The sequence below is a fragment of the Aromatoleum sp. genome (assembly GCF_032027225.1).
In the GTDB taxonomy this organism is placed as follows: Bacteria; Pseudomonadota; Gammaproteobacteria; order Burkholderiales; family Rhodocyclaceae; genus Aromatoleum.
In genome coordinates this window covers 103,268-124,854 of record NZ_JAVSMM010000002.1, presented here as the reverse complement: position 1 = coordinate 124,854, position 21,587 = coordinate 103,268, and the positions used below count along the sequence as shown (strand labels likewise).

The 21,587-nt window shown below is 66.7% G+C and carries 23 protein-coding genes; 8 read left to right on the top strand and 15 right to left on the bottom strand.

Features of this window, described 5'->3' with window-relative positions; translation table 11 throughout:
- Nucleotides 1-154: 154 nt before the first annotated feature.
- The 5 genes from ROZ37_RS03830 (at nucleotide 155) to ROZ37_RS03810 (ending at nucleotide 4,770) form a co-directional block, all read left to right on the top strand.
- Nucleotides 155-1,000 (top strand): enoyl-CoA hydratase family protein, encoded by an 846-nt coding sequence (locus tag ROZ37_RS03830; RefSeq protein WP_312657658.1) that lies wholly within the window; start codon nucleotides 155-157, stop codon nucleotides 998-1,000.
- Nucleotides 1,001-1,010: 10 nt separating this feature from the next.
- Entirely contained in the window at nucleotides 1,011-2,192 is a 1,182-nt protein-coding gene (locus tag ROZ37_RS03825) for an acyl-CoA dehydrogenase family protein (RefSeq protein WP_312657657.1), read from the top strand.
- 65 nt (nucleotides 2,193-2,257) lie between these two features.
- Nucleotides 2,258-2,656 carry a RidA family protein gene (locus tag ROZ37_RS03820; RefSeq protein WP_312657656.1) on the top strand — a complete coding sequence of 133 codons (399 nt, stop codon included), beginning with the start codon at nucleotides 2,258-2,260 and terminating at the stop codon, nucleotides 2,654-2,656.
- A gap of 275 nt (nucleotides 2,657-2,931) precedes the next feature.
- Nucleotides 2,932-3,447, top strand: coding sequence for a MarR family transcriptional regulator (locus tag ROZ37_RS03815; protein WP_312657654.1), 516 nt, complete (start codon nucleotides 2,932-2,934; stop codon nucleotides 3,445-3,447).
- A gap of 147 nt (nucleotides 3,448-3,594) precedes the next feature.
- The gene (locus tag ROZ37_RS03810; RefSeq protein ID WP_312657653.1) at nucleotides 3,595-4,770 is read left to right on the top strand and encodes an FIST N-terminal domain-containing protein; all 1,176 of its coding nucleotides are present in this window, start codon (nucleotides 3,595-3,597) and stop codon (nucleotides 4,768-4,770) included.
- A 16-nt stretch (nucleotides 4,771-4,786) separates the two neighbouring features.
- On the opposite strand, the gene speE is transcribed toward ROZ37_RS03810, so the two are convergent.
- Together speE and ROZ37_RS03800 are read right to left on the bottom strand one after the other, a co-directional pair.
- On the bottom strand, nucleotides 4,787-5,656 hold the full coding sequence (gene speE / locus ROZ37_RS03805; protein ID WP_312657651.1) for a polyamine aminopropyltransferase: 870 nt from the start codon (nucleotides 5,654-5,656) through the stop codon (nucleotides 4,787-4,789).
- 12 nt (nucleotides 5,657-5,668) lie between these two features.
- Entirely contained in the window at nucleotides 5,669-6,049 is a 381-nt protein-coding gene (locus tag ROZ37_RS03800) for an S-adenosylmethionine decarboxylase (protein WP_312657650.1), read from the bottom strand.
- A 274-nt stretch (nucleotides 6,050-6,323) separates the two neighbouring features.
- On the opposite strand from ROZ37_RS03800, the gene ROZ37_RS03795 reads away from it, so the two are divergent.
- From ROZ37_RS03795 to ROZ37_RS03785, 3 genes are all read left to right on the top strand, one after another.
- The gene (locus tag ROZ37_RS03795) at nucleotides 6,324-7,280 is read left to right on the top strand and encodes a radical SAM protein (RefSeq protein ID WP_312657649.1); all 957 of its coding nucleotides are present in this window, start codon (nucleotides 6,324-6,326) and stop codon (nucleotides 7,278-7,280) included.
- Nucleotides 7,281-7,512: 232 nt separating this feature from the next.
- A complete protein-coding gene (locus ROZ37_RS03790) occupies nucleotides 7,513-10,326 on the top strand; it encodes an aconitate hydratase (RefSeq protein WP_312657647.1) in 2,814 nt (937 codons plus the stop codon).
- Between the two features lie 175 nt (nucleotides 10,327-10,501).
- The gene (locus ROZ37_RS03785; protein ID WP_312657645.1) at nucleotides 10,502-10,954 is read left to right on the top strand and encodes a CBS domain-containing protein; all 453 of its coding nucleotides are present in this window, start codon (nucleotides 10,502-10,504) and stop codon (nucleotides 10,952-10,954) included.
- A 102-nt stretch (nucleotides 10,955-11,056) separates the two neighbouring features.
- Here the strand turns inward: ROZ37_RS03785 and ROZ37_RS03780 are convergent, their stop codons facing one another.
- The 13 genes from ROZ37_RS03780 to ROZ37_RS03720 form a co-directional block, all read right to left on the bottom strand.
- Nucleotides 11,057-11,470, bottom strand: a complete 414-nt coding sequence (locus ROZ37_RS03780) for a cupin domain-containing protein (RefSeq protein ID WP_312657643.1) — start codon at nucleotides 11,468-11,470, stop codon at nucleotides 11,057-11,059.
- A 38-nt stretch (nucleotides 11,471-11,508) separates the two neighbouring features.
- The gene (gene yut, locus ROZ37_RS03775) at nucleotides 11,509-12,444 is read right to left on the bottom strand and encodes an urea transporter (RefSeq protein WP_312657641.1); all 936 of its coding nucleotides are present in this window, start codon (nucleotides 12,442-12,444) and stop codon (nucleotides 11,509-11,511) included.
- A gap of 122 nt (nucleotides 12,445-12,566) precedes the next feature.
- Entirely contained in the window at nucleotides 12,567-13,196 is a 630-nt protein-coding gene (gene ureG, locus ROZ37_RS03770; protein ID WP_312657640.1) for an urease accessory protein UreG, read from the bottom strand.
- 6 nt (nucleotides 13,197-13,202) lie between these two features.
- Entirely contained in the window at nucleotides 13,203-13,952 is a 750-nt protein-coding gene (locus ROZ37_RS03765) for an urease accessory protein UreF (protein WP_312657638.1), read from the bottom strand.
- Entirely contained in the window at nucleotides 13,921-14,517 is a 597-nt protein-coding gene (ureE, locus tag ROZ37_RS03760; protein ID WP_312657637.1) for an urease accessory protein UreE, read from the bottom strand. Before ureE ends, ROZ37_RS03765 begins: the two co-directional genes overlap by 32 nt.
- Before the next feature lie 13 nt (nucleotides 14,518-14,530).
- On the bottom strand, nucleotides 14,531-16,249 hold the full coding sequence (gene ureC, locus ROZ37_RS03755) for an urease subunit alpha (protein WP_312657636.1): 1,719 nt from the start codon (nucleotides 16,247-16,249) through the stop codon (nucleotides 14,531-14,533).
- Between the two features lie 28 nt (nucleotides 16,250-16,277).
- Nucleotides 16,278-16,583 carry an urease subunit beta gene (locus ROZ37_RS03750; protein ID WP_312657635.1) on the bottom strand — a complete coding sequence of 102 codons (306 nt, stop codon included), beginning with the start codon at nucleotides 16,581-16,583 and terminating at the stop codon, nucleotides 16,278-16,280.
- A gap of 15 nt (nucleotides 16,584-16,598) precedes the next feature.
- Nucleotides 16,599-17,195 (bottom strand): HupE/UreJ family protein, encoded by a 597-nt coding sequence (locus ROZ37_RS03745; RefSeq protein WP_312657634.1) that lies wholly within the window; start codon nucleotides 17,193-17,195, stop codon nucleotides 16,599-16,601.
- A 64-nt stretch (nucleotides 17,196-17,259) separates the two neighbouring features.
- Nucleotides 17,260-17,562 carry an urease subunit gamma gene (locus ROZ37_RS03740; protein WP_312657633.1) on the bottom strand — a complete coding sequence of 101 codons (303 nt, stop codon included), beginning with the start codon at nucleotides 17,560-17,562 and terminating at the stop codon, nucleotides 17,260-17,262.
- Between the two features lie 53 nt (nucleotides 17,563-17,615).
- On the bottom strand, nucleotides 17,616-18,491 hold the full coding sequence (locus tag ROZ37_RS03735; protein ID WP_312657632.1) for an urease accessory protein UreD: 876 nt from the start codon (nucleotides 18,489-18,491) through the stop codon (nucleotides 17,616-17,618).
- 517 nt (nucleotides 18,492-19,008) lie between these two features.
- Nucleotides 19,009-19,389: a DUF488 domain-containing protein gene (locus ROZ37_RS03730; RefSeq protein WP_312657630.1), complete on the bottom strand. Its 381-nt coding sequence runs from the start codon at nucleotides 19,387-19,389 to the stop codon at nucleotides 19,009-19,011.
- A 15-nt stretch (nucleotides 19,390-19,404) separates the two neighbouring features.
- Nucleotides 19,405-19,761: a carboxymuconolactone decarboxylase family protein gene (locus tag ROZ37_RS03725; protein WP_312657629.1), complete on the bottom strand. Its 357-nt coding sequence runs from the start codon at nucleotides 19,759-19,761 to the stop codon at nucleotides 19,405-19,407.
- A 21-nt stretch (nucleotides 19,762-19,782) separates the two neighbouring features.
- Nucleotides 19,783-21,339 (bottom strand): FAD-dependent oxidoreductase, encoded by a 1,557-nt coding sequence (locus ROZ37_RS03720; protein WP_312657628.1) that lies wholly within the window; start codon nucleotides 21,337-21,339, stop codon nucleotides 19,783-19,785.
- Nucleotides 21,340-21,587: the final 248 nt, after the last annotated feature.

Sequence of the window (21,587 nt, the reverse complement as noted above, 5' to 3'; positions counted from 1 at the left end):
GCAGGGCGGAAAAGCGTAGCGCCTTCCGCCGAATGCTCGCAGATCGATCGTGCCCCTGCGCTTTCCCGCCCTACAGACGGTGGGGCGCCAATGACGGAAAGGAATCCCCGCTCGGCGGCCCGCTGAGCGGACAACAACAAACAGGAGACTCGAAATGGCAGAGCTGTCGATGCAGGACCACAAGCGCCCGTTCAAGGACTACGCCGCGCGCCACTTCCGCTGGGACTGCACGGATGACGGGCGGGTCGCGACGATCACGCTGAACCGGCCGGAGAAGAAGAATCCGCTGACTTTCGATTCCTACGCCGAGCTGCGCGACCTGTTCCGCGACCTCGCGTACGCGAGCGACGTGCGCGCGGTGGTGATCCAGGGCGCCGGCGGCAACTACTGCTCCGGCGGCGACGTGTTCGAGATCATCGAGCCGCTGACCAAGATGAGCATGCCCGAGCTCGTCGCCTTCACGCGCATGACCGGCGATCTCGTCAAGGCGATGCGCCGCGCGCCGCAACCGATCATCTCGGCGATCGACGGCATCTGCGCCGGCGCCGGCGCGATGGTCGCGCTCGCGTCGGACTTCCGCCTCGGCACGCCGGAAGCGAAAACCGCCTACCTCTTCACGCGCGTCGGCCTCGCCGGCGCCGACATGGGCGCGTGCGGCCTGCTGCCGCGCCTCGTCGGCCAGGGCCGCGCGACCGACCTGCTGATGACCGGCCGCGCGATGGGCGCCGACGAAGGGCTCGCGTGCGGTTTCTTCAGCGCGCTGCACGCGCCGGCCGAAGTGCTCGGCAAGGCGCAGGCGCTCGCCCGCACGCTCGCCGACGGCCCGTGGTTCGCGCACACGATGACGAAGACGATGCTGAACCAGGAATGGGCGATGGGCATCGAGGAGATGATCGAGTCCGAAGCCCAGGCCCAGGCGATCTGCATGATGACCGGTGACTTCCGGCGCGCGTTCGAGGCGTTCGCGTCGAAGCAGAAGCCGAAGTTCGAAGGCAACTGAGGCGGCGACGATGGACCGCTCCTGCTTCGACCTGCCGTTCTACGGCCCCGAACATCGCCAGCTGTCGGACGCGATCTTCGACTGGGCGTCGGCGATGCCCGGGATCGATCACCACGACACCGACGCGGCGTGCCGCAAGCTCGTCGCGGCGCTCGGCAAAGCCGGCTTCCTGCGCTACTGCGTGCCGGCCGAGTACGGCGGCGCGCTGCCGGAGCTCGATTCGCGCTCGCTGTGCATTGCGCGCGAGACGCTCGCGTACCACGACGGCCTCGCGGACTTCGCGTTCGCGATGCAAGGACTCGGCTCCGGGGCAATCACGCTCTCGGGCTCCGACGAGATGAAGCGCCGGGTGCTGCCGAAAGTCGCGTCGGGCGAATGGATCGCCGCGTTCGCGCTGACCGAGCCCGAAGCGGGTTCCGACGTCGGCGCGATGGCCTGCGATGCGCGGCTCGATGGCGACCATTACGTGCTCAACGGCGAGAAGACCTGGATCTCGAACGGCGGCATCGCCGACGTGTATTGCGTGTTCGCGCGCACTGGCGAAGCGCCGGGGACGCGCGGCCTGTCGGCGTTCGTCGTGACGCCGGACATGCCGGGCTTCGAGATCGCCGAGCGGCTCGAGGTGATCGCGCCGCACCCGCTCGCGCGACTGCGCTTCACGGATCTGAAGGTGCCCGTCGGGAACCGTCTCGGCGCCGCCGGCGAGGGCTTCAAGATCGCGATGCGCACGCTCGACATCTTCCGCTCGTCGGTCGCCGCCGCCGCGACCGGCTTCGCGCGCCGCGCGCTCGACGAAGGGCTTGCCCACGCGCGCGGCCGCGCGATGTTCGGCCACACGCTCGCCGACTTCCAGATCACGCAGGCCAAGCTCGGCGAGATGGCGACCGACATCGACGCCGCCGCGCTGCTGGTAGCGCGCGCCGCGTGGAAGCGCGACGTGCAGCAGCAGCCGACGACGCGCGAAGCCGCGATGGCGAAGATGACCGCGACCGAGAACGCGCAGCGCGTCATCGACGCGGCGCTGCAGATGCACGGCGGGCAGGGCGTGCGCGTCGGTGTCAAGGTCGAGTCGCTGTACCGCGAGATCCGCGCGCTGCGCATCTACGAAGGCGCGACCGAGGTGCAGAAGCTGATCGTCGCGCGCGAACTGCTGAAGCAGACCGGGCAGCGGGACGAAGCCGGCGCCGCATGACGAACGCAGAGAATTTGAAGTCGCCGGAGAGCGACCCGACGTCAATTCCTCACGGAGACAGAAAAATGATGAACAAGGTTCTTCAGCCCGAAGGCTGGGCAATGCCGCGGGGCTACTCGAACGGGATCGAGGCGCGAGGACGTCAGATCTACGTCGGCGGACAGATCGGCTGGGATGCCGACTGCCGATTCCAGAGCGACGACCTCGTGCAGCAGGTCTACCAGTCCCTCCGCAACGCCCTCGACGTCGTGAAGGCGGCCGGCGGCGGCCCCGAGCACGTCACGCGAATGACCTGGTACCTCGTCGACAAGAAGGAATACGTCGCCCGACTGAAGGAAATCGGCATCGCCTACCGCGAAGTCATGGGGCGCAACTTCCCCGCGATGACGGCGGTCCAGGTCGCCGGGCTGATCGAGGATGAGGCCAAGGTTGAGATCGAGATCACGGCCGTCATTCCGGATTGACGAGCGACGAGCCCGCGTCGCCATCGCCATCGCGATCGGCTCAGGTCGACCTACGCCGGACCCGTCCCTGACGCGACCGGGCAGTAGGTCGGACCGAGCGCAGCGATGTCCGGCGTGCGCGGCTTCCGTACCGCGCCGATCTTCGTATCCCGAAGAACCGTATGTTCCAAGGTGATTGAGATCAAATATATTCAGAAGTGAAGAAAACGACCCGGGCCGGACTAAAATAGGGGCGTCCCATGCCGCTTACGGCATTCACAGGTAGCTCGAATCTCATGGAAAACGCGCACAACTCCGTCGAAAGCAACGCCGCCGTCGAGACGCTCGATCACGAGACGCGGGCGACGGATCGCGACCACGAGGCGCTTCGCGTTTGGCTGCGCATGCTGACCTGCACGAACATCGTCGAGTCGCAGCTGCGCACCCGCTTGCGCCAAAGCTTCGATTCGACGCTGCCGCGCTTCGACCTGATGGCGCAACTCGATCGTCACCCGGACGGGCTGAAGATGAGCGAGCTGTCGCGCCGCCTGATGGTGACGGGCGGCAACGTGACCGGCCTCACCGACAAGCTCGTTCAGGAAGGGCTGGTCGTGCGGCAGGACGACCCGCGCGACCGGCGCTCGTTCACCGTGAGGCTCACGCCCGAAGGCAAGGCGCAATTCCGCCGCATGGCGGGGCCGCACGAGCAATGGGTCGTCGAGCTGTTTGCCGGCCTCGACCACGGCGAGAAAGTGCAGCTCCTGAAGCTGCTCGACCGGCTCAAGAAGCATCTGGGGACGCTGTCCGTCTGAAGGTTCGAGCGGACGGGGCGCGCACGCGGACGTCCGCATCGGCTCGAATTTCCGCGCGCCCTCGTGGAGTCGATGCTCGGTCCGGCGGGTTGAACACCCCTTGCCGGCCGGGGTCGAATGGCTTGTTATCCCGGACAGGCCGCCGCCATGCTTCGCGCTTCGTTTGTACATGCCCACGCTGCCGCTCCCGACTGGCAGGACGCCTTGGCGGACTGTGTGGGGCAATTGCGGACCCGGATTGCCGCGCAGCATGCCGCGGCTGACGCCTTCACGCTCGGCTGGTGCTACCTCAGCGATTACTTTGCGCCGGCCGCCGAGGCGATTCTCGAAGCGCTGCAGCAGCAGCTCCCGGGCATCGCGTGGGTCGGCACCGCGGGTGTCGGTGTGCTCGCGAGCGGCGTCGAATATATCGACGAGCCGGCGCTGGTGCTGATGGCGGCGCCGCTGCCCGCCGAATCCTTCCGGCTCTTCTCCGGCCGCCAGCCGCTCGCAACCGTCTCGTCCGATTTCGTCGCGCACACGGCGCTCGTGCATGGCGAGGGCAGCACACCCGACATCCAGGATCTGCTGCACGAATTGAGCGGGCGCACGACCACGGGTTATCTCTTCGGCGGCTTGTCGTCGGCGCGCAACCGCAGCTTGCATCTCGCGGACGGCGTGTTCACCGGCGGACTCTCGGGCGTGCTGTTCGATTCCAGCGTCCACCTGATCTCGCGCGTCACGCAGGGTTGCCAGCCGATCGGGCCGCAGCGCGCCGTCACGGGGTCGGAAGGCAATTACGTCATCACGCTCGACGGTCGGCCGGCGCTCGACTGCGTGCTGCAGGACCTCGGCATCGACGACGAGCTGCTCGCCGAAGAGCTGGCCGACGCGCTGTCGGCGACGTTAGTCGGCATCAGCAGCGGCAACGAGGACGTCCCGCTGCACGCCGGCAAGTTCGGCGCCGACACGCTGGTGCGCCATCTCGTCGGCGTCGATCTCGAGAACCGCGTCCTCGCGGTCGGCGACGAGGTCGAAGCCGGCTCGCAACTTGCGTTCTGCAAACGCCACCCGGAAGCGGCGCGGCGCGACCTGCAGCGAATCGCGACCGAGATCCGAGACGAACTGGAAAACGGTGCGTCGGGCGAGCTTGCGGGAGCGCTCTACGTCAGTTGCTCGGGGCGCGGCGGTCCGCACTTCGGCGCGCGACATGCCGAGTTGCGCGTCGTGCGGGACGTGCTCGGTGACGTGCCGCTGGTCGGTTTCTTCGCCGGCGGCGAAATCGCCCGCGATCACCTGTATGGCTACACCGGCGTGCTGACGGTGTTCACAACCGGGACCTGAGCCCGATGCGCGCCCGTTACGATTGGGCGAGCAGCTCGCGCAGAGAATTCGGCAGCGCGAACTGCGCGCAGTGCACCGCACCGTTGTAGTGCTGGAGCAAGCCGATGCGTCGCTCGGCGATGCGCCGGTCGACGTCGTCGGCCGCGAGCGCGCACGGGTCGAGCGTGTCGGACGCGGTCGCGAGTCCCCACAGCGTGCCGTACAGCGGGATGTACAGGAAGTACGGTCGCACGATGGCGAAAACCTGCCGCAGCCGTTCGACGAGCGCCCGCACGCGCTCGGGCTGGAAGACCGGCGCGCCGATGTGCAGGCTGAGCGCGCCACCCGGCGCGAGCAGCGCGCGGCAGCCGCGGAAGAACGCTTCCGAATAGAGCGCCTCGGCCGGGCCCTCGGGGTCCGTCAGGTCGAGCACGATGAGGTCGAAGCGCTCGGCGGGCGCGTCCATCACGTAGCGGAAGCCGTCGCCGATGCGGAGCTCGACGCGCGGATCGTCGAGTGCGCCGTGGTGCACTGCCTGCAGGTGCTGGCGCGCGATCTCGATCACCTTCGGATCGAGTTCGGCGATCACGACCTTCTCGATCGTCGGCTGCTTCAGCAGCTCCTCCGCGGACCCGCCGTCGCCGCCGCCGATGATGAGCGCCCGGCGCGGCCCCGTGTGCGTGATACAGGGCACCTGGATCATGTTCTCGTGGTAGTAGAACTCGTCCCGCTCGGACGTCATGAAGCAGCCGTCGAGCCGGAAGAGACGCCCGAACTGCGGCGTGTCCCACACCTCGTAGTCCTGGTACTGCGACCGGCCTTTCTCGATCAGCTTGCCGCGGTAGAAATAGCCCGCGTCGTCGTTGATCTGTTCGAAGATCACGCCGTCGGCGGCGGGCAATTGCATCGGAAGCATCGTTCAGCCCCCCCGACGGCCGCGGACGACCTCGTGTTCGATGGCATCCTCGGGCTGGAACGCGTCGAGCAGACGGCGATAGACGAGCCGGGCCCGGTCGCTGTTGTCGCGCGAGAAATTGCAGACATAGACGTCGAGCGTCACGTCGCCGGACTCAGGCCAGGTGTGGATCGCGAGGTGTGATTCGGCCAGTACGACCGTCCCGGTCACGCCGGCGGCCTCGCCGTCCTCGTCGAGGAACTGGTGGAAGTAAGCACCGAGCGGGGTCAGCCCCGCGTCCCGGCACTCGCCGACGCACAAATGTTCCAGCGCTTCCCGTTGAGTCAACGGCACCGCGGTCCCGCCGCAGCGATAAAGATCTGCAATCAGATGAATCCCGTTCATGCCTCTTCGATACCTCCCCATCAAGCGGATTTAGCGAATGGCGAACTTTAGCATTTTCGAAGTCCTTAATATTGCTGCAAAAGTAAACCGGTGCTGCATACGGGGTCATTCCTTCGTCCTGTCGCTCGTGCTGACGGCCCTGCTGGCGAGACACGTCAGGCGGCTCCGCCGCCGCCGGTGTGCGGGTTCGGGATGCCGTTAAGGTGTTCTTAAGCGGCGCTGCCTACGCTGATGCCCCTCGCCGGAAAAAACCGGCCGCAACTGGAGTGATCTGATGAAGAAGGCCGCCTACCGTGTCGTCGTGAACTGGGAATGGACCAGCAAGTGCAACGCCCGTTGCGCGATGTGTCCGCGACACATGATCGACAACCCGACGATCTCGACCGGCGACAGCTTCGAGCAGACCCTCGCGCGCCTCGATCCGCAGGACGTATTCCGCTGCGTGATCGCCGGCTACGGCGAGCCGACGACGCATCCGCAATTCGACCGCTACATCGAACGGCTGCGCGACCACCCGGTCACGTTCGACATGGCGACCAACGGCAGCCGGCTGTCGGAGGAGCGGCTGCGGGCGCTCGACGGTGTGCTGCGTACGCTGATGATCTCGTTCTCGAGCATCGATCCGCAGGTCTACCAGTCGGTGCATACGAACCTCGACCAGCGCGCCGTCATGGACAACATCCTCGCTGCCGCCCGGCTGCTCAAGCGCACCCGGGTCGTCATCAACCTGTCGCCGACGCGCGAATGCCTCGATACGCTCGACGACACCGTCGCGTGGCTGCGCGGTAATGGCGTGACCGACCTGCACATGTCGCCGACCTACTACGACCGCGCCGGCGCGCAAAAGACGTCGGGGCAGCCCGACCACGTCCGACTGCGCAACGAGATCCGGCGGCACGGACTGGGCAGCCAGGAAACCGCGTTCATCCCCGGCGCCGTCGACATCTACCGCCAATGGCGCGCGAACCGCTTCAAGTGCGTCCCGCGCAACACCAACATGCTGATTTCGGCGAGCGGCCACTACACGTATTGCTTCAACGACATTCGCGAAAGCCAAAAGCTCGGGCATGTCGCCGACATCAGCCTGCGCGAAGCCCTGGAGCGCCGCGAAGCGCTCGCGGAGCAGGGCGCGATCTGCAAGCAATGCAACCTCCGTGACCGCTACCGGCCACGGGAGCTGGTGCGGGTGGCGATGTCGTATGCGCGGGCGAGGGTGGCGGCTGCGGCGTAGCGCTTTGAACGAACGGCGGTAACCCGAAGAATGCCGGCTATTGATTGCGCGCGGCGTGCGATGACCGCGCGCGCTTCGGGCAACTCTTGTCCGTATCGCGTATCTGCACCAATCCCTGTCCGAAGAGTCTGAACCCTGCCACGGCAGTTCCGGAACTCACGCCGCGGCTCGTCGGCCGTACGAGTGAGCATCAGGCCGGGTCGGTACAGCCCTATCAGGAGGAGATCGCGTCATGGCAAGCAAGAACAGCTTCGGAGCCCGTCGAACCTTGCAGGTTGGGGCGAAGGCCTACGAAATCTACCGGCTCGACGCGGTCGTCGGCGAGGGGACCGACGTCGCAAGCCTTCCGTACGCGCTGAAGATCCTGCTCGAGAACCTGCTGCGCACCGAGAACGATGGCGACGTCACCGCCGACGACATCCGGGCGCTGGCCGCGTGGGATCCCGGCGCCAGGCCCGACCGGGAGATCGCGTTCACCCCCGCCCGGGTGATCCTGCAGGACTTCACGGGTGTGCCCGCCGTCGTCGATCTGGCTGCGATGCGGGAAGCCATGAGCTCGCTCGGCGGTGACCCGGCGTTGATCAATCCGCTTGCACCGGTCGAGTTGGTCATCGACCACTCGGTGATCGTCGATGTATTCGGCAAGCCGGACGCCTTCGAGAGCAACGTCGAGATCGAGTACCAGCGCAACCGGGAGCGGTATCAGTTCCTGCGCTGGGGGCAGGACGCGTTCAACGACTTCAAGGTCGTGCCTCCCGACACCGGCATCGTCCACCAGGTGAACCTCGAGCACCTCGCCCGGGTGGTTTTCACGCGCGAGGAGAACGGGGCTACCGTCGCCTATCCCGACACCTGCGTGGGCACCGACTCGCACACGCCGATGGTCAACGGACTCGGAGTGGTCGCGTGGGGCGTGGGCGGTATCGAGGCCGAGGCCGCGATGCTCGGCCAGCCGGTGTCGATGCTGATTCCGCAGGTGCTCGGCTTCAAGCTGACCGGCAAGCTGCCCGAAGGCTCGACCGCCACCGACCTCGTGCTCACCATTACCGAGATGCTTCGCCGCCACCGCGTGGTCGGCAAGTTCGTCGAGTTCTACGGCCCCGGCGTGAGCGCCGTCCCGCTGGCCAATCGCGCGACGATCGGCAACATGAGCCCCGAGTACGGCTCCACGATCTCGATCTTTCCGATCGACGATGAAACCCTGCGCTATCTAGAGCTGACCGGGCGCTCGTCCGAGCAGATCGATCTCGTGCAGGCCTACGCCAAGGCGCAAGGGCTCTGGCACGACCCGCAGGCCGAGCCGCGCTACTCGGAGGTGCTCGAACTCGATCTCTCCACTGTGGTTCCGTCGATCGCCGGTCCCAAGCGGCCGCAGGATCGCGTCCCCCTTGTGCAGGCGAAGGAAGCGTTCCACGGCGCCCTGGCGACATTCATCCACAAGCCCGAGCAGAAGCAGCAGGGATACGATAATGCGGTCGCCGAATCGTTTCCGGCTTCGGATCCGCCCGCCTATAAAAGCTCGACGGTGCACTCGCCGTCGCCGAGCGATCATGTCGCCGAGGCGCCCGCCGGCGGCGACCGCTCGCGCGACCCCGTGCCGGTCACGCTGGCCGACGGCTCCGGGTGCGAGATCGATCACGGGTCGGTGGTCATCGCCGCGATCACCTCCTGCACCAACACCTCGAATCCGACGGTGATGCTCGCCGCGGCCCTGCTGGCCAAGAAGGCGGTCGAGAAGGGGCTCACGCGCAAGCCGTGGGTGAAGACCAGCCTGGCGCCCGGCTCCAGGGTCGTCACGGACTACTACGAGCGGGCCGGCCTCACTCGCTACCTCGAGGCGCTCGGCTTCAACCTCGTCGGCTACGGCTGCACGACCTGCATCGGCAACTCGGGGCCGCTCATTCCGGAGGTGAGCGAAGCGGTCAGGGAGCACGATCTATCCGTCGTGTCGGTGCTCTCCGGCAACCGCAACTTCGAGGGCCGGATCCACCCCGAAGTCAAGATGAATTACCTGATGTCGCCGCCGCTGGTGGTCGCGTACGCGCTCGCAGGCACCATGGACATCGACCTGTTCCACGAGCCTCTCGGCAAGGGCCGCGACGGCCGGGATGTGTTCCTGAAGGACGTCTGGCCGTCCGCGAGCGAGGTCCAGGCGGTGGTCGACACGTCCATCGTCTCGGAGATGTTCAAGACCGGCTACGCCGACGTGTTCGCGGGCGACGAACGCTGGAAATCCCTGCCCACGCCGCACGGTGACCTCTTCGCCTGGGATGCGGCCTCGACCTACGTTCGCAAGCCGCCGTATTTCGAGAACATGTCCCGCAAGCCCCTGCCGCTCGCCGACATCACCGGTGCCCGCGTGCTGGCTCTTCTCGGCGACTCGGTGACCACTGACCACATCAGCCCCGCCGGCTCCATCGCGAAGAATTCCCCGGCCGCGGCCTACCTGCTCTCTCACGGCGTGGAGCAGCACGACTTCAACTCCTACGGTTCACGCCGAGGCAATCACGAGGTGATGATACGCGGCACCTTCGCCAACGTGCGCCTGCGCAACCAGCTCGCGCCGGGCACCGAGGGCGGCTATACGCGCGACTTCACGAAGCGCGATGCGCCCGTCACCACCATCTTCGACGCCTCTCGATCGTATATCGCCGCCGGCACCCCGCTGGTCATCCTGGCCGGCAAGGAATACGGCTCGGGATCCTCACGCGACTGGGCCGCCAAGGGCACCTTGCTGCTGGGCGTACATGCGGTGATCGCCGAGTCCTACGAGCGCATCCATCGTTCGAACCTGCTCGGCATGGGCGTCATGCCGCTGCAGTTCCCCGAAGGCGAGAACGCACGGTCGCTCGGCCTGACCGGAGAGGAAACCTTCGACATCGCCGGCATCACGGCGCTTGACGAGGGCCGCACCCCGGCTACGGTAAAAGTGAAAGCCGGAGACGTCGAATTCGACGCGATCGTCCGCATCGAAACGCCCAGCGAGGCGGACTACTATCGCCACGGCGGAATAATGCAGTACGTCCTGCGCAACTTGCTGCGGTAGGGGCAGGGTCGAGAGCCCGTTCTCGGCTCGGGTTGCGGCTTCACCCCGTCGTGCAGGCCATCGCGCTTTTATGGAGTTGCCGGCTGTCCGATGTGTCCTGCGCCGCAGCCGGCGTTTCCCGACCGACGGCGCACCCCATTCAACGGAATTCGCGCTGAAGAGGAAAAGTAAAGGCATGAACACGAAACTGGTCAGCAGCATAGGAGACGTTGCACGTTCGCGCCTGCTAATCGTCGGCATCGACACGTGGCTGATGGATGCCGCGAAGCTGCTTACGGACACGCATATCGGCCTTGTCGTCGTTTGTGGTCCCGACGGGAAAATGGCGGGGGTCATCACAAAAACGGACATCGTCCGGCTGATCGGCACATGTGCCGGCGGCGCTTGCAGGACTCGGGCCGCCGACGTCATGACCCAGGAGGTCACTTCCTGCTGCCCGACCGACCGCTTGCCCGATGTCCTGTCGATGATGCAGCAACGCGGCTTCGTGCACATTCCGGTCGTCGACGAGCATTACATACCGGTAGGAGTCATCAACGCCCGTGACGCATTGCGGGTGCTCATGGCCGAGGAGGAGTACGAAGGGTCGCTGTTGCGCGATTACGTGATGGGCATCGGGTATCACTGACGCGCGGCGTTTCAGCCCTTCGGCGCCCGGGGCAGGAACTCCGGGACATCGCGGGCTCCCTTCGCCGCTTCTTGCGCGTGCCACCCGATCCTCGTGATCCGATCAGTCGCGGGTGGGGTCGAGGAAGGGCGTGTCCGGATCGCTTACGTAGAAGATGACAGCCTTCATCGGATCGGTGCCGCGGTTGTAGCCCGTCAGTTTCACGTTCGGCGGCTCCACCATCGACTGACCGGTCGTAAGCGTCACCGGCGCGCCACCTTCCCTCTCCAAGGTGAAGGTCCCCGCCAGGATGTAGACGGTCACCGGGAAACGGTGGGTATGGGACGGGGTCGCTTCGCCCGGCTCGAGCGTCGCCACGATGACCCGCACCTCCTGCTTTTCGCCCTTGGGCATCCCTTGCACGATCTCCTTCAGGAGCGGCGACGGGGGCTTCGCGAGAACTTTCTCCTGCGCGGCCGAAGCGAACGGAACGGCGAAGGACGCAAGAGTGAGGCTGACGGCAAGCAGGCGGCGCATTTTTTGTCTCCGGGTATCCATCGGTGGAGCGGCGGTCCTCATCGGCGGTAATCGGGCATCAGTTCTTGGTTGGGAACCAGGAACAGCCATGAGGCAAGCACGAAAGGCATCGTCAGCGTCGGAATCCCGACGGGCTCGAGCAAGGTATTGAGCGCGCCCTGCGTGACCACCGTGAACAACACCCCGATCACCGCATAAGCGAGCACGCGCCAGCTCGGCCGATTGAAGGCATCGCCCAGCGCAACCGCGGTGAGCACGCCGGAAAAGGCGAATAGTCCGTTATGCACTTCAACATCGGGTGCGCCGAGCAGATCGGCGGCGGCCACCGAGAGCAGCGAGCCGACGAGCGCAAAGGCCCCGGCGCCGCGCGACGAGAGAAACAGGCCGATGAGAATCAGCACCCCGCTGATCGCGCTGGGAAGCAGAAATACCTGAGCGATGCCGTTCAGGGTGCTTGCGCCGAACCCGGTTAGGGTCAGCTCGCCCGTGACGGTCATGCTGAATTGGTGCGGGATCGCGGGCTCCGGAAGGCCGGCGCTGTGGATGCGCGAAAAGCTGTAGGTGGCGAGGAGGAAGAACCATGTCGTGAATACGAAAGGCGCGGTCAAGGCGGCGACTTTCCATGTCTTTAGCATGCGCGAGATCGTCAGCATGGAGATCGTCGACACGATTGCACCCAGGACCAGGCACACCCACATCGCGGCGTTCGACAGCAGGAAAGTCGGCAGCGCGACCCCGAGCAGGGTGCCGTTGTATCCGCACAGGCCGCTGCGCAGCGCCGTCCTGTCCAGATGAAGCACGTAGCCGGTCGCGGTGGCGATCACCGTGGCAAGCACCGCGCCCACGGCGACTTCAGGGCGTCCCTCGGCCCAGGCGCCCCAGATGATCGCGAGCAGGAAGAACGCGCCGCACAGCGGGTTGTTCTGGAACATGACCTGTGCGCAGCCGCGCAGGCATACGTCGACGAAAGACATGGTCGAAGACGCGTCCGTCAGCCTTTGCCAGCGGCTTGTCCCTGCGGCGGGCGCCGCCTGCAGAGAGGGTTGTTCCTCATGTCCATTCATGCCGCACGTCCTGCCGTTTCATCGTGCCGCGCTCAGGCCGTCAACATGCCCTGGCGCTCGATGAAGGCGATCACCTCCTCGAGTCCCCGGCCCGACTTGATGCTGCCCATCACAAAGGGGCGCGCGCCCCGCATCTTGCGGGCATCGGCCTCCATCACATCCAGATTCGCGCCGACGTAGGGTGCGAGATCGGTCTTGTTGATCACCAGCAGGTCCGAGCGGGTGATACCCGGGCCGCCTTTGCGCGGGATCTTCTCGCCGCCGGCGACGTCGATCACGTAGATGGTCAGATCCGACAGTTCGGGGCTGAAGGTCGCTGCCAGATTGTCGCCGCCGGACTCGATGAACACGATGTCCGCGTCCGGGAACTTCGCCAGCATGCGGTCCACGGCTTCGAGGTTGATCGAAGCGTCTTCGCGGATCGCCGTGTGCGGGCAGCCGCCCGTTTCCACGCCCATGATGCGCTCGGGCGGCAAGGCGCCCGCGTTCGTGAGCAGGCGCTGATCCTCTTTGGTGTAGATGTCGTTGGTGATCGCGACGAGGTCGTAGCGTTCGCGCATCGCCTTGCACAGCATCTCGAGCAAGGTGGTCTTGCCCGAGCCCACCGGGCCGCCCACCCCCACGCGCAGCGGAGGTCTTTTCTTCGTTCGCTTGTCGTTCATGTCGCCTCAGCTTCGGAACAGCCGGGAATACTGGGCCTCGTGACGGGCGGACAGCAGTCCCAGCATGGGGGAGAAGGTGGAGAGTTCGGGCAGCGTCGCATTGGCACGGCGCCCGGCCTCGGTGATGGCCTCCTGCACGACGTCATTGAGCCGGTGCAGGATGCGCTGGCCGGCGACCTGGCCGAGCGGCACCGCTTTCAGCGCGGCAACGACCTGGTTCTCGGCCCAGCTGAAACAGTACGCCGCAAGCCCTTCGCGTTCCGGCACCGCGAGCGCGACACAGGCTGCGGAGAAGGCCGTGGGCAGGCACACCGGCGTGAGCCGTGCCAGTTCGGCGCGCAACTCGGGTTCGCCCCATTCCATCTGCGCGACCAGTCGCGCCAGCGACCACCCCATCTGCTCGGTTTCCAGCCGCAGTTCGGCCGTCTCCCGGCTGGCGTGGAACCAGGCGTTCCATGCCGCCGCGCCCGCGTAGTCCCGGGCGGCCCAGCAGCGGTGCAGCAGCAGCCATAACGGCGCTTCGGCGTCCGCATGCACGTGCAGCAGACCGTCGCGAATCCAGCGTTCCGCGCTCGGTGCGTCGTTGACGAAGCCATGGTCGATCGCGGCTTCGAGGCCCTGCGAATAGCTGAAGCCGCCGATCGGCAGCGCCGGCGACGCCAGCTGCAGCAACGAGATCAGCTGCGGCAGACCGATCGCGGCTGCGCACGCGCCGCGGCGCGCCTCAAGGTCCGCGCTCGCCGTTCGGGTCGTCATGGGCATGATGCGGGTGATGCCGGGTGTAGACGTGATCGTGCGAGTGGCCGTGATGCTGTTCGAACAAGGCCTGCGCTGCCGCATGGTCCTCGGCGAAGGTCGCATCGTGGCCGTGCCGGTGGCCGCCGCCATAGGCTCCCGCCTCCGGTTCGAACGGCAGGTCGGCGCGCGTGACCGTGACGCCGAGGCGCGCCAGCATCTCCGCCAGCACGCTGTCGTACTCGAGGCGTAGAGAGGTCGGATCGATTTCCGCCGGCGTATGGCGATTGCCCAGGTGATACGCCGCGCGCATCAGCGCATGGGCATCCGATGCCGTCACCTGCAGCACCGATTCGGGCGCGGCCCTCACCTCGATGTAGCTCCCGTCGTCGAGCACGAGCAGATCGCCCCCGCGCAGCACGGTGCCGCGCGGCAGGAACACCGCCACTTCCCGTCCGTCGTCCAGCGCCGCACGGAGCCGGCTCTTGCTACGTTCGGAAAACGGCAGTGTGAGGCGGGGCGCAAGCGCGATCTGCGCCGCCGGAATGTCGTGCGGCGCGCTCAGGTATTTTTCGACCGTCAACATGCGCGCGGACCTGTCAGAACAGGAAGTAGCGCTGCGTCATCGGCAGCTCCGCCACCGGCTCGCACGTCATCAGCTGGCCGTCGGCCACGACCTCGTAGGTTTCCGGGTCGACCGTGATCTGCGGCTGCCAGTCGTTGTGGATCATGTCGCGCTTCCTGATCGAGCGCGTGCCCTGCACCGCCACGACGGGCTTCTGGAGGCCGTAGCGTTCGACGATGCCGCCGTCGACCGCGGCCTGCGAGACGAAGGTCAGTGACGCGCGGTGAACCGCCGCCCCATTGCCCGCGTACATCATCCGGTAGTGCACCGGCTGCGGCGTGGAAATCGAACCGTTCGGATCTCCCATGACCGCTCCTGCGACCACGCCGCCCTTGAGGATCGTGCTCGGTTTGACGCCGAAGAAGGCGGGCCGCCACAGCACCAGGTCCGCCCACTTGCCGACCTCGATCGATCCGACCTCGTGCGCGATGCCATGCGTCAGCGCGGGGTTGATGGTGTACTTCGCGACGTAGCGCTTGACCCGGAAGTTGTCATGTCCGCCGCGGGCGTCGTGCGGGTCGCCGGCGAGCTTGCCGCGCTGGGCCGCCATCTTGTGCGCGGTCTGCCAGGTGCGCATGATCACCTCGCCGACCCGGCCCATCGCCTGCGAATCGCTGGAGATCATCGAGAAGGCGCCGAGATCGTGCAGGACGTCCTCTGCGGCGATGGTCTCCCCGCGTATCCTGCTCTCGGCGAACGCCACGTCCTCCGCAATGGCGGGGTCCAGGTGGTGGCACACCATCAGCATGTCGAGGTGTTCGTCCAGCGTGTTGACCGTGAACGGCCGCGTCGGGTTGGTCGACGACGGCAGGACGTTGGCCTCCCCGCACACCCGGATGATGTCCGGCGCATGCCCGCCGCCGGCACCTTCGGTGTGGTAGGTGTGGATCGTGCGGCCCTTGAAAGCCGCGACCGTGGCTTCGACAAAGCCGCCTTCGTTGAGAGTGTCGGAGTGGATCGCGACCTGGATGTCGGTTTCGTCGGCCACGGCGAGGCAGTTGTCGATCGCCGCCGGCGTGCTGCCCCAGTCCTCGTGCAGCTTGAGCCCGACGACGCCGGCAGCCACCTGTTCGCGCAAGGGGTCGGGCAGGCTGGTGTTGCCCTTGCCCAGCAGGCCGATGTTCATCGGGTAGTTGTCGATCGACTGCAGCATGCGTTCGATATGCCACGGCCCGGGCGTCACGGTCGTGGCGGTGGTGCCGGCAACCGGTCCGGTGCCGCCGCCGATCATCGTCGTGACCCCGCTCATCAGCGCCTCCTCGATCTGCTGCGGGCAGATGAAGTGGATATGGGTGTCGATGCCGCCCGCGGTGACGATCATGCCTTCGCCGGCCACGACCTCGGTCGCGGGGCCGACCACGATCGTCACACCGGGCTGGATGTCGGGATTGCCGGCCTTGCCGATGGCGGCGATGCGCCCGTCCTTGATGCCGATGTCGGCCTTGACGATGCCCCAGTAATCGACGATGACGGCATTGGTGATCACGGTATCGACGCAATCCTTCGCCATGCGCTGGCTCTGGCCCATGCCGTCGCGGATCACCTTGCCGCCGCCGAACTTCACCTCCTCGCCGTAGATCGTGAAGTCCTTCTCGACCTCGATGATCAGGTCGGTGTCGGCGAGCCGCAGGCGGTCTCCGGTGGTCGGGCCATAGAGTTCGGCATAGGCCTGATGGGAAATCCTGATAGTCATTCGCGTGCCTCGTTGCGAAAGCGGTTGATCACAGCGCCCCCATGACCTTCTGATCGAAGCCGAACACCACGCGATCGCCCGCCAACGCCACCAGCTCGACCGTGCGCGACTGGCCGGGCTCGAACCGCACTGCGGTTCCGGCCGCGATGTTCAGGCGAAAGCCGCGAGTGGGCTCGCGATCGAACTGCAGCGCTGTATTGACCTCGTAGAAGTGGAAGTGCGAGCCGACCTGGATCGGCCGGTCGCCGGCGTTGGCGACCGCGACCGTGATCGTGGGCCGGCCGGCGTTGAGCTCGAGTTCGCCATCGGCGGCGATCAGTTCACCGGGAATCATCTGGGCCTCCTCGGCTCATGCGGCCAACAGGCTGATGCCGTACAGGGCGACGCCTGTGCCGGCGACGGGCGCGAGCCATGCGACGTAGCGGCGCGCGACGGCGCCGAGGCCAAGGCCCGTCGCATGAAGCGTCGCGGTCGTCGCGACGAAACCCGCGCCATAGGCCAATACCGATGCCGCCGCGGGCAGGTCTGCGCCGTGCGCGTAGCCATGGAAGAGCGCGAAACCGCCGACGATGCTCATGCCGGCCCAGGCGGGCAGCTGCGCACGCAGGGCGACCAGCGCGCCGAGGACCAGCAGCGAAGCCGCGATCATCGGCTCGACCGCCGACACACCCGGTGCGATCAATCCGGCCGCGAAGCCCGCCACCATCAGCGCGACGAAAACCGCGGGCAGACGCAGCGCTGTTGCGGGCGATTTGCTGCCGAGCGCGCTCCACACGCCGACCGTCAGCATCACCAGCAGGTGATCGGCGCCGGTCAGTGGATGGAGCAGGCCCGACGCCAGGCTCGCGGCAGCGGAAACATCGTGGCCGGGGTGCGCGAACGCGGAACTGGCGACCAGCGACAGCGCGCCGCACAAAAGCACTTTCGAGTAACAACCGTTTTTCATCGCTCGCTCCGTTTGAAAGAGGAAGTCGGCAAGCTTCGGGAAATCGCAGCCGCCCGGGGAGGGCTCACACGATCGGGTGATGGACGGTGACGAGCTTGGTGCCGTCCGGGAAAGTCGCCTCGACCTGGATGTCGGCGATCAGCTCGGCGACCCCGTCCATCACGTCCTCGCGCTTCAGCACGGTCGTCCCGTCGTGCATCAGGTCGGCCACGCTCTTGCCGTCGCGGGCGCCCTCGAGGATGTAGGCCGAGATGAGAGCCACGGCTTCCGGATAATTGAGCTTGAGCCCGCGCGCCTTGCGACGTTCGGCGAGCAGGCCAGCGGTGAAAATCAACAGCTTGTCCTTCTCTCGAGGCGTCAGTTCCATTGTTCTTCGTCCTTGGTTTCGCTACATCCCCGCTACGACCGGCCACGCGCGACTCATGTGGCCCACAGACGCAACGGCTTCGCCGGCACGCGGTGAATGGGCTGTCGCAGCGCGGTCCACACCGTTTCCAGCAACTGCCGCACGGCCTCGATCCGGGTGCCCAGCACCCGCAACAACAACATGCCTTCGCCGGTCGGGCCGAGACAGCTCAGCCCGGCGCGCAGCGTGGCGTGGCAAGGCAGCATTGCGGCGATCTGCTCTGCAAGCGCCGGGGAGGCCGCAGCCCCCACCGCCCACAGCGTCCCGAACACGTCGAACCCGTCCATTCCGACGGGAGCGGCGCGCAGCGGGGAGTCGGCCTGCAGCTCGGCCGCCTCGATCCACAGCATTCGGCCCGCGTACTGCACTTCGGTCCGGAGCCGAAGCCTCCCTTCCGACCAGTATTCGCCCGCCGCGCCGCGTCCGAGGACGAATGCGTCCCAGCCGATGGCACTGCCGCCCGCGGCCACCGTCAGGCGCGTGTCGAGAAGCGGCCGCGCTTGCCTGAACACGATGTTTTCCTGTGGCAACCAATCCAGGCACGCCCCCGGACCGACGGCCAGACGGACGTGTTGCGACGCGTCACGCCCGAGCGACTTGTACCAGCGGTTCGCGCCGGGCGTGGTGAGGGTGGCGTGTGCGCCCGGCCCCACCTCGATATCGATCGCCAGTTCGTCCCCACCGGCAATTCCCCCCGGCGGATGCAGCATCACGACGTGACAGACTTTTCCTTCCGGGTAGAGCGGCTTTTGAACCATCAGAGGGCCGAAGTGACGGCGCTCGACCAGGGCGGTGCGTCCGTCACGGTCGGCAAAGCGCAGCGTCAGCGAAGCCCGCCACGGCGCCGGGACGACGCCTTGTGCAGCGACTATGGGGGCGGGAGCGTTCATGGACTACCCTGGTGACAGGCCGCCAGCCTCCCGCGCGCCCGGCAAACAAGGGCCGTCAAAAGCAGAATTTTTCCGGATGGGGGAAGCTGTACGAGATCAAGGTATAGCCCCGCTTTGAACGGCTGGCCACCCGTTTCGCAATCTGTTGCGAGTCCGTCCGACCACCCCTTGCAGGCAGCCGCGGCGCGGCGTTTCCTTCACGAGCCAGGCACGCCTGCGTCGCTTGATTCGAGCCGCTGTCCCTTCCGCTCGAGGGCCAGAGTGCGGCGCCGTGTCTCGTCATCGTCACGACGGGCGGAGGTGGAACCGGCACACCGCACATGCTGCGGATTGCGCCCGCGTGCCAGCGATACGCCGACGCGCGGTGGCCTGTTTTGCGACGGGATGGGAAAACCTGATCGCGAGTCTTTCGGGGGGAGAGACGCTCGAAAAAAACCGTGAATTGCGCCGGCGTTGGTACGGTTCAGTCGAATACCGCCGCCAAGGTCGGCGGTATTCGACTTTACGGGAATCGAACTTAGCCCGGCTTGCCGCGCCCCAGCAACAGGCTGCGCAAGACGACGGCATCGTTGTGCTCTTCGTCGTGGGCCGAATAGACGAGCGTGACGGGCCCCTTTTGCGCCAGATCGCGCAACTGCTTGAATGCCTCGGGCTGCTGGTGCACCTCGTCGGCATAACGATCCTGAAACTCCCCCCAGCGCGCCGGGTCGTGGCCGAACCACTTTCTCAGTTCGGTGCTCGGCGCCAGATCCTTCAGCCACAGATCGAGCGCTGCGTCGTCCTTGCTGACGCCGCGCGGCCAAAGCCGATCGATCAGCACCCGCGTGCCGTCATCGGCTGCGGCCGGTTCATAGGCTCGTTTCAGTTTCACATTGGCGCTGGCAATGTGCGTGCTCATGGTTCAGCCCCCCGTTCAGACCTCGCGGCTGCGCTTCTCCGCGGCCATCTGGTTCATCGTGTCGAGTGCCAGGTTCGAATGCGCGTAGGCACCGCCGGCGCGCATTTCGGCGGCAACCCAGATCGCTTCCATCACCTCCTGCTGCGTCGCACCCCTGCGCACGGCGCTGGCGGTGTGGCCGCGGATGCAATATGGGCACTGGGTGACGTGGGCGACGGCAACGGCGATCAGGTCCTTCATCTTGCCCGACAGCGCACCGTCGGCGAAAACGCTGTCGCTGAATGCCTTGAAAGCGGCAGCCGTGTCCGGCGCGAGCTCCGTGCGCTGGCGATGCAGTTCGATCGACGGATCGGGGTACATGTGCTTGTCCATGATTCGCTCCTCGGTGTCGGGTCACGCGTCGGCGGCGGGTGCGCGCTCGAATTCGCGCTCGAATTCCAGTTCGCAGCGCAGTCCCTCGCGATCGCGGTGGACCACGGCAACCGCCAGTTTCTTGCCGCCGCGGCTGTAGCTGAGCTTGCAGTCGCGCGCCGCCAGCGAGCCTTCGATGTCTACACGATCGAAGCCTTCCGCGTGGCCGACGTAGGCGAGGCCGAAGTCGTATTGCTCGGTCCAGAAGAAGGGCACCATGTCGAACGGCTCTTGCCGGCCCAGCATGTTGCGCGCGGCGACCTGGCCTTGCCGCTCGGCCACGACCCAATGCTCGACGCGGATCGGCGCGCCGCTCAGCCGGTCCGGCCAGCGCGCGATGTCGCCAGCGGCATAGATGCCCGCGACATTGGTGGCGAGGTAGCGGTCGACGCTGACCCCGCGGTCGATGGCGAGCCCCGCCTGCTCGGCCAGCGCGAGCGCCGGGCGCACGCCGATGCCGACGACGACCAGGTCGGCTTCGAGTACCTCGCCGTTCGCAAGCGTCACCGCGCGTTCGTCGATCGACGCCACCGTCGCGCCCAGATGAAACCGGACGCCGTGCTCTTCATGCATCTGGCGCAGGTAGGAGCCGACCTCGGCGCCCAGCACGCGCTCCATCAGCACGGTTTCGCGTCCGATCACCTGCACGTCGATATCGCGCGCGCGCAGCGACGAGGCGACTTCGAGTCCGATGAAGCTCGCGCCGACGATGACCGCCTTCTTCGCCTTCGTCGCCCCGGCGACGAGCGCGCGGCTGTCGGCCCAGGTGCGCAGCACATGCACATGCGGCAGCCCGGCGCCCGGCACGTCGAGCTTCACGGGCTCGGCGCCGGTGGCCAGCAGCAGGGCGTCCCAGCGATGGTGGCTGCCGTCTTCGAGCCGCAGCTCACGCTTGGCGGTGTCGATGGCGACGACGCGCGCATTCAGCTTCAGGTCGATGCGCCGGTCGTGGTAGAACTCCGCCGAGCGCAGCGAGATCCACTCCTCGGGCGCACTGCCGGCCAGATAGTTTTTCGACAGGTTGGGGCGATCGCAGGGCAGCGAGTCGTCGGCGCTGAGCATCGTGATCGTGCCGTCGAACTGTTCGCGCCGCAGCATCTCGGCCGCGGCATTGCCCGCCGCGCCGCCGCCGATGATGACGATGGCCTCGGGCAGGCCGGCCGCGCTCGGCGCGGGCGCAGGTGACGTCGCAACGGGCTCGATCTTTTCGCCGACGATGACCAAGCCGTCGCGCAACTCGACGCGCCGGCAGGGCACGGGGTCGAGCGCGGGAGCGCGTACTGCCTCGCCGGTACGCAGGCAGAATGCCGCGTGATGCCAGGGGCAGCGCACCGTGTCGCCGACCACGATCCCTTCGGCCAACGGACCGCTGTAGTGCGTGCAAACGGCACCGACGGCGAAGAACTCGTCCCCGCGGCGCACGACGATCACCGGCTCGCCTTGCGCGTGGCCGAGCAGCGGCTGCCCATCGGTCAGTGAAGACGCCGGTACGCCTTGGCAGAGGTCCGGTCCGACCAACTCGGGTTTCTCGTCGCTCATCGCAAACCTCCGCCGTCAATCCGTTGGAATGGAGCCCGTTCCACACCCGAGGTTCCCGCCGGAATTCGTAAGACAACGTTGCGTTGAAGGAACGAGGAAGCCGAAGCAGGCATATCCGCAGGAATCCCGGGAGCTGCCCGGCATTTGGGTGAAGGACGGGCTGTCGCCAGCGGGGGGCCCCAAGTGCGATCTCCGAGCCGCCCTTCCGCAACCGGGTGAAGGCAGGGAATGCGCCGGTGCGTCCCTCG

Excerpts from the sequence above, each read along its gene's own strand:
- ROZ37_RS03830 (WP_312657658.1), top strand. The coding sequence starts at position 155 with ATGGCAGAGCTGTCGATGCAGGACCACAAGCGCCCGTTCAAGGACTAC.
- ROZ37_RS03825 (WP_312657657.1), top strand. The coding sequence starts at position 1,011 with ATGGACCGCTCCTGCTTCGACCTGCCGTTCTACGGCCCCGAACATCGC.
- ROZ37_RS03820 (WP_312657656.1), top strand. The coding sequence starts at position 2,258 with ATGATGAACAAGGTTCTTCAGCCCGAAGGCTGGGCAATGCCGCGGGGC.
- ROZ37_RS03815 (WP_312657654.1), top strand. The coding sequence starts at position 2,932 with ATGGAAAACGCGCACAACTCCGTCGAAAGCAACGCCGCCGTCGAGACG.
- ROZ37_RS03810 (WP_312657653.1), top strand. The coding sequence starts at position 3,595 with ATGCTTCGCGCTTCGTTTGTACATGCCCACGCTGCCGCTCCCGACTGG.
- speE (WP_312657651.1), bottom strand. The coding sequence starts at position 5,656 with ATGCAATTGCCCGCCGCCGACGGCGTGATCTTCGAACAGATCAACGAC.
- ROZ37_RS03800 (WP_312657650.1), bottom strand. The coding sequence starts at position 6,049 with ATGAACGGGATTCATCTGATTGCAGATCTTTATCGCTGCGGCGGGACC.
- ROZ37_RS03795 (WP_312657649.1), top strand. The coding sequence starts at position 6,324 with ATGAAGAAGGCCGCCTACCGTGTCGTCGTGAACTGGGAATGGACCAGC.
- ROZ37_RS03790 (WP_312657647.1), top strand. The coding sequence starts at position 7,513 with ATGGCAAGCAAGAACAGCTTCGGAGCCCGTCGAACCTTGCAGGTTGGG.
- ROZ37_RS03785 (WP_312657645.1), top strand. The coding sequence starts at position 10,502 with ATGAACACGAAACTGGTCAGCAGCATAGGAGACGTTGCACGTTCGCGC.
- ROZ37_RS03780 (WP_312657643.1), bottom strand. The coding sequence starts at position 11,470 with ATGCGCCGCCTGCTTGCCGTCAGCCTCACTCTTGCGTCCTTCGCCGTT.
- yut (WP_312657641.1), bottom strand. The coding sequence starts at position 12,444 with ATGTCTTTCGTCGACGTATGCCTGCGCGGCTGCGCACAGGTCATGTTC.
- ureG (WP_312657640.1), bottom strand. The coding sequence starts at position 13,196 with ATGAACGACAAGCGAACGAAGAAAAGACCTCCGCTGCGCGTGGGGGTG.
- ROZ37_RS03765 (WP_312657638.1), bottom strand. The coding sequence starts at position 13,952 with ATGACGACCCGAACGGCGAGCGCGGACCTTGAGGCGCGCCGCGGCGCG.
- ureE (WP_312657637.1), bottom strand. The coding sequence starts at position 14,517 with ATGTTGACGGTCGAAAAATACCTGAGCGCGCCGCACGACATTCCGGCG.
- ureC (WP_312657636.1), bottom strand. The coding sequence starts at position 16,249 with ATGACTATCAGGATTTCCCATCAGGCCTATGCCGAACTCTATGGCCCG.
- ROZ37_RS03750 (WP_312657635.1), bottom strand. The coding sequence starts at position 16,583 with ATGATTCCCGGTGAACTGATCGCCGCCGATGGCGAACTCGAGCTCAAC.
- ROZ37_RS03745 (WP_312657634.1), bottom strand. The coding sequence starts at position 17,195 with ATGAAAAACGGTTGTTACTCGAAAGTGCTTTTGTGCGGCGCGCTGTCG.
- ROZ37_RS03740 (WP_312657633.1), bottom strand. The coding sequence starts at position 17,562 with ATGGAACTGACGCCTCGAGAGAAGGACAAGCTGTTGATTTTCACCGCT.
- ROZ37_RS03735 (WP_312657632.1), bottom strand. The coding sequence starts at position 18,491 with ATGAACGCTCCCGCCCCCATAGTCGCTGCACAAGGCGTCGTCCCGGCG.
- ROZ37_RS03730 (WP_312657630.1), bottom strand. The coding sequence starts at position 19,389 with ATGAGCACGCACATTGCCAGCGCCAATGTGAAACTGAAACGAGCCTAT.
- ROZ37_RS03725 (WP_312657629.1), bottom strand. The coding sequence starts at position 19,761 with ATGGACAAGCACATGTACCCCGATCCGTCGATCGAACTGCATCGCCAG.
- ROZ37_RS03720 (WP_312657628.1), bottom strand. The coding sequence starts at position 21,339 with ATGAGCGACGAGAAACCCGAGTTGGTCGGACCGGACCTCTGCCAAGGC.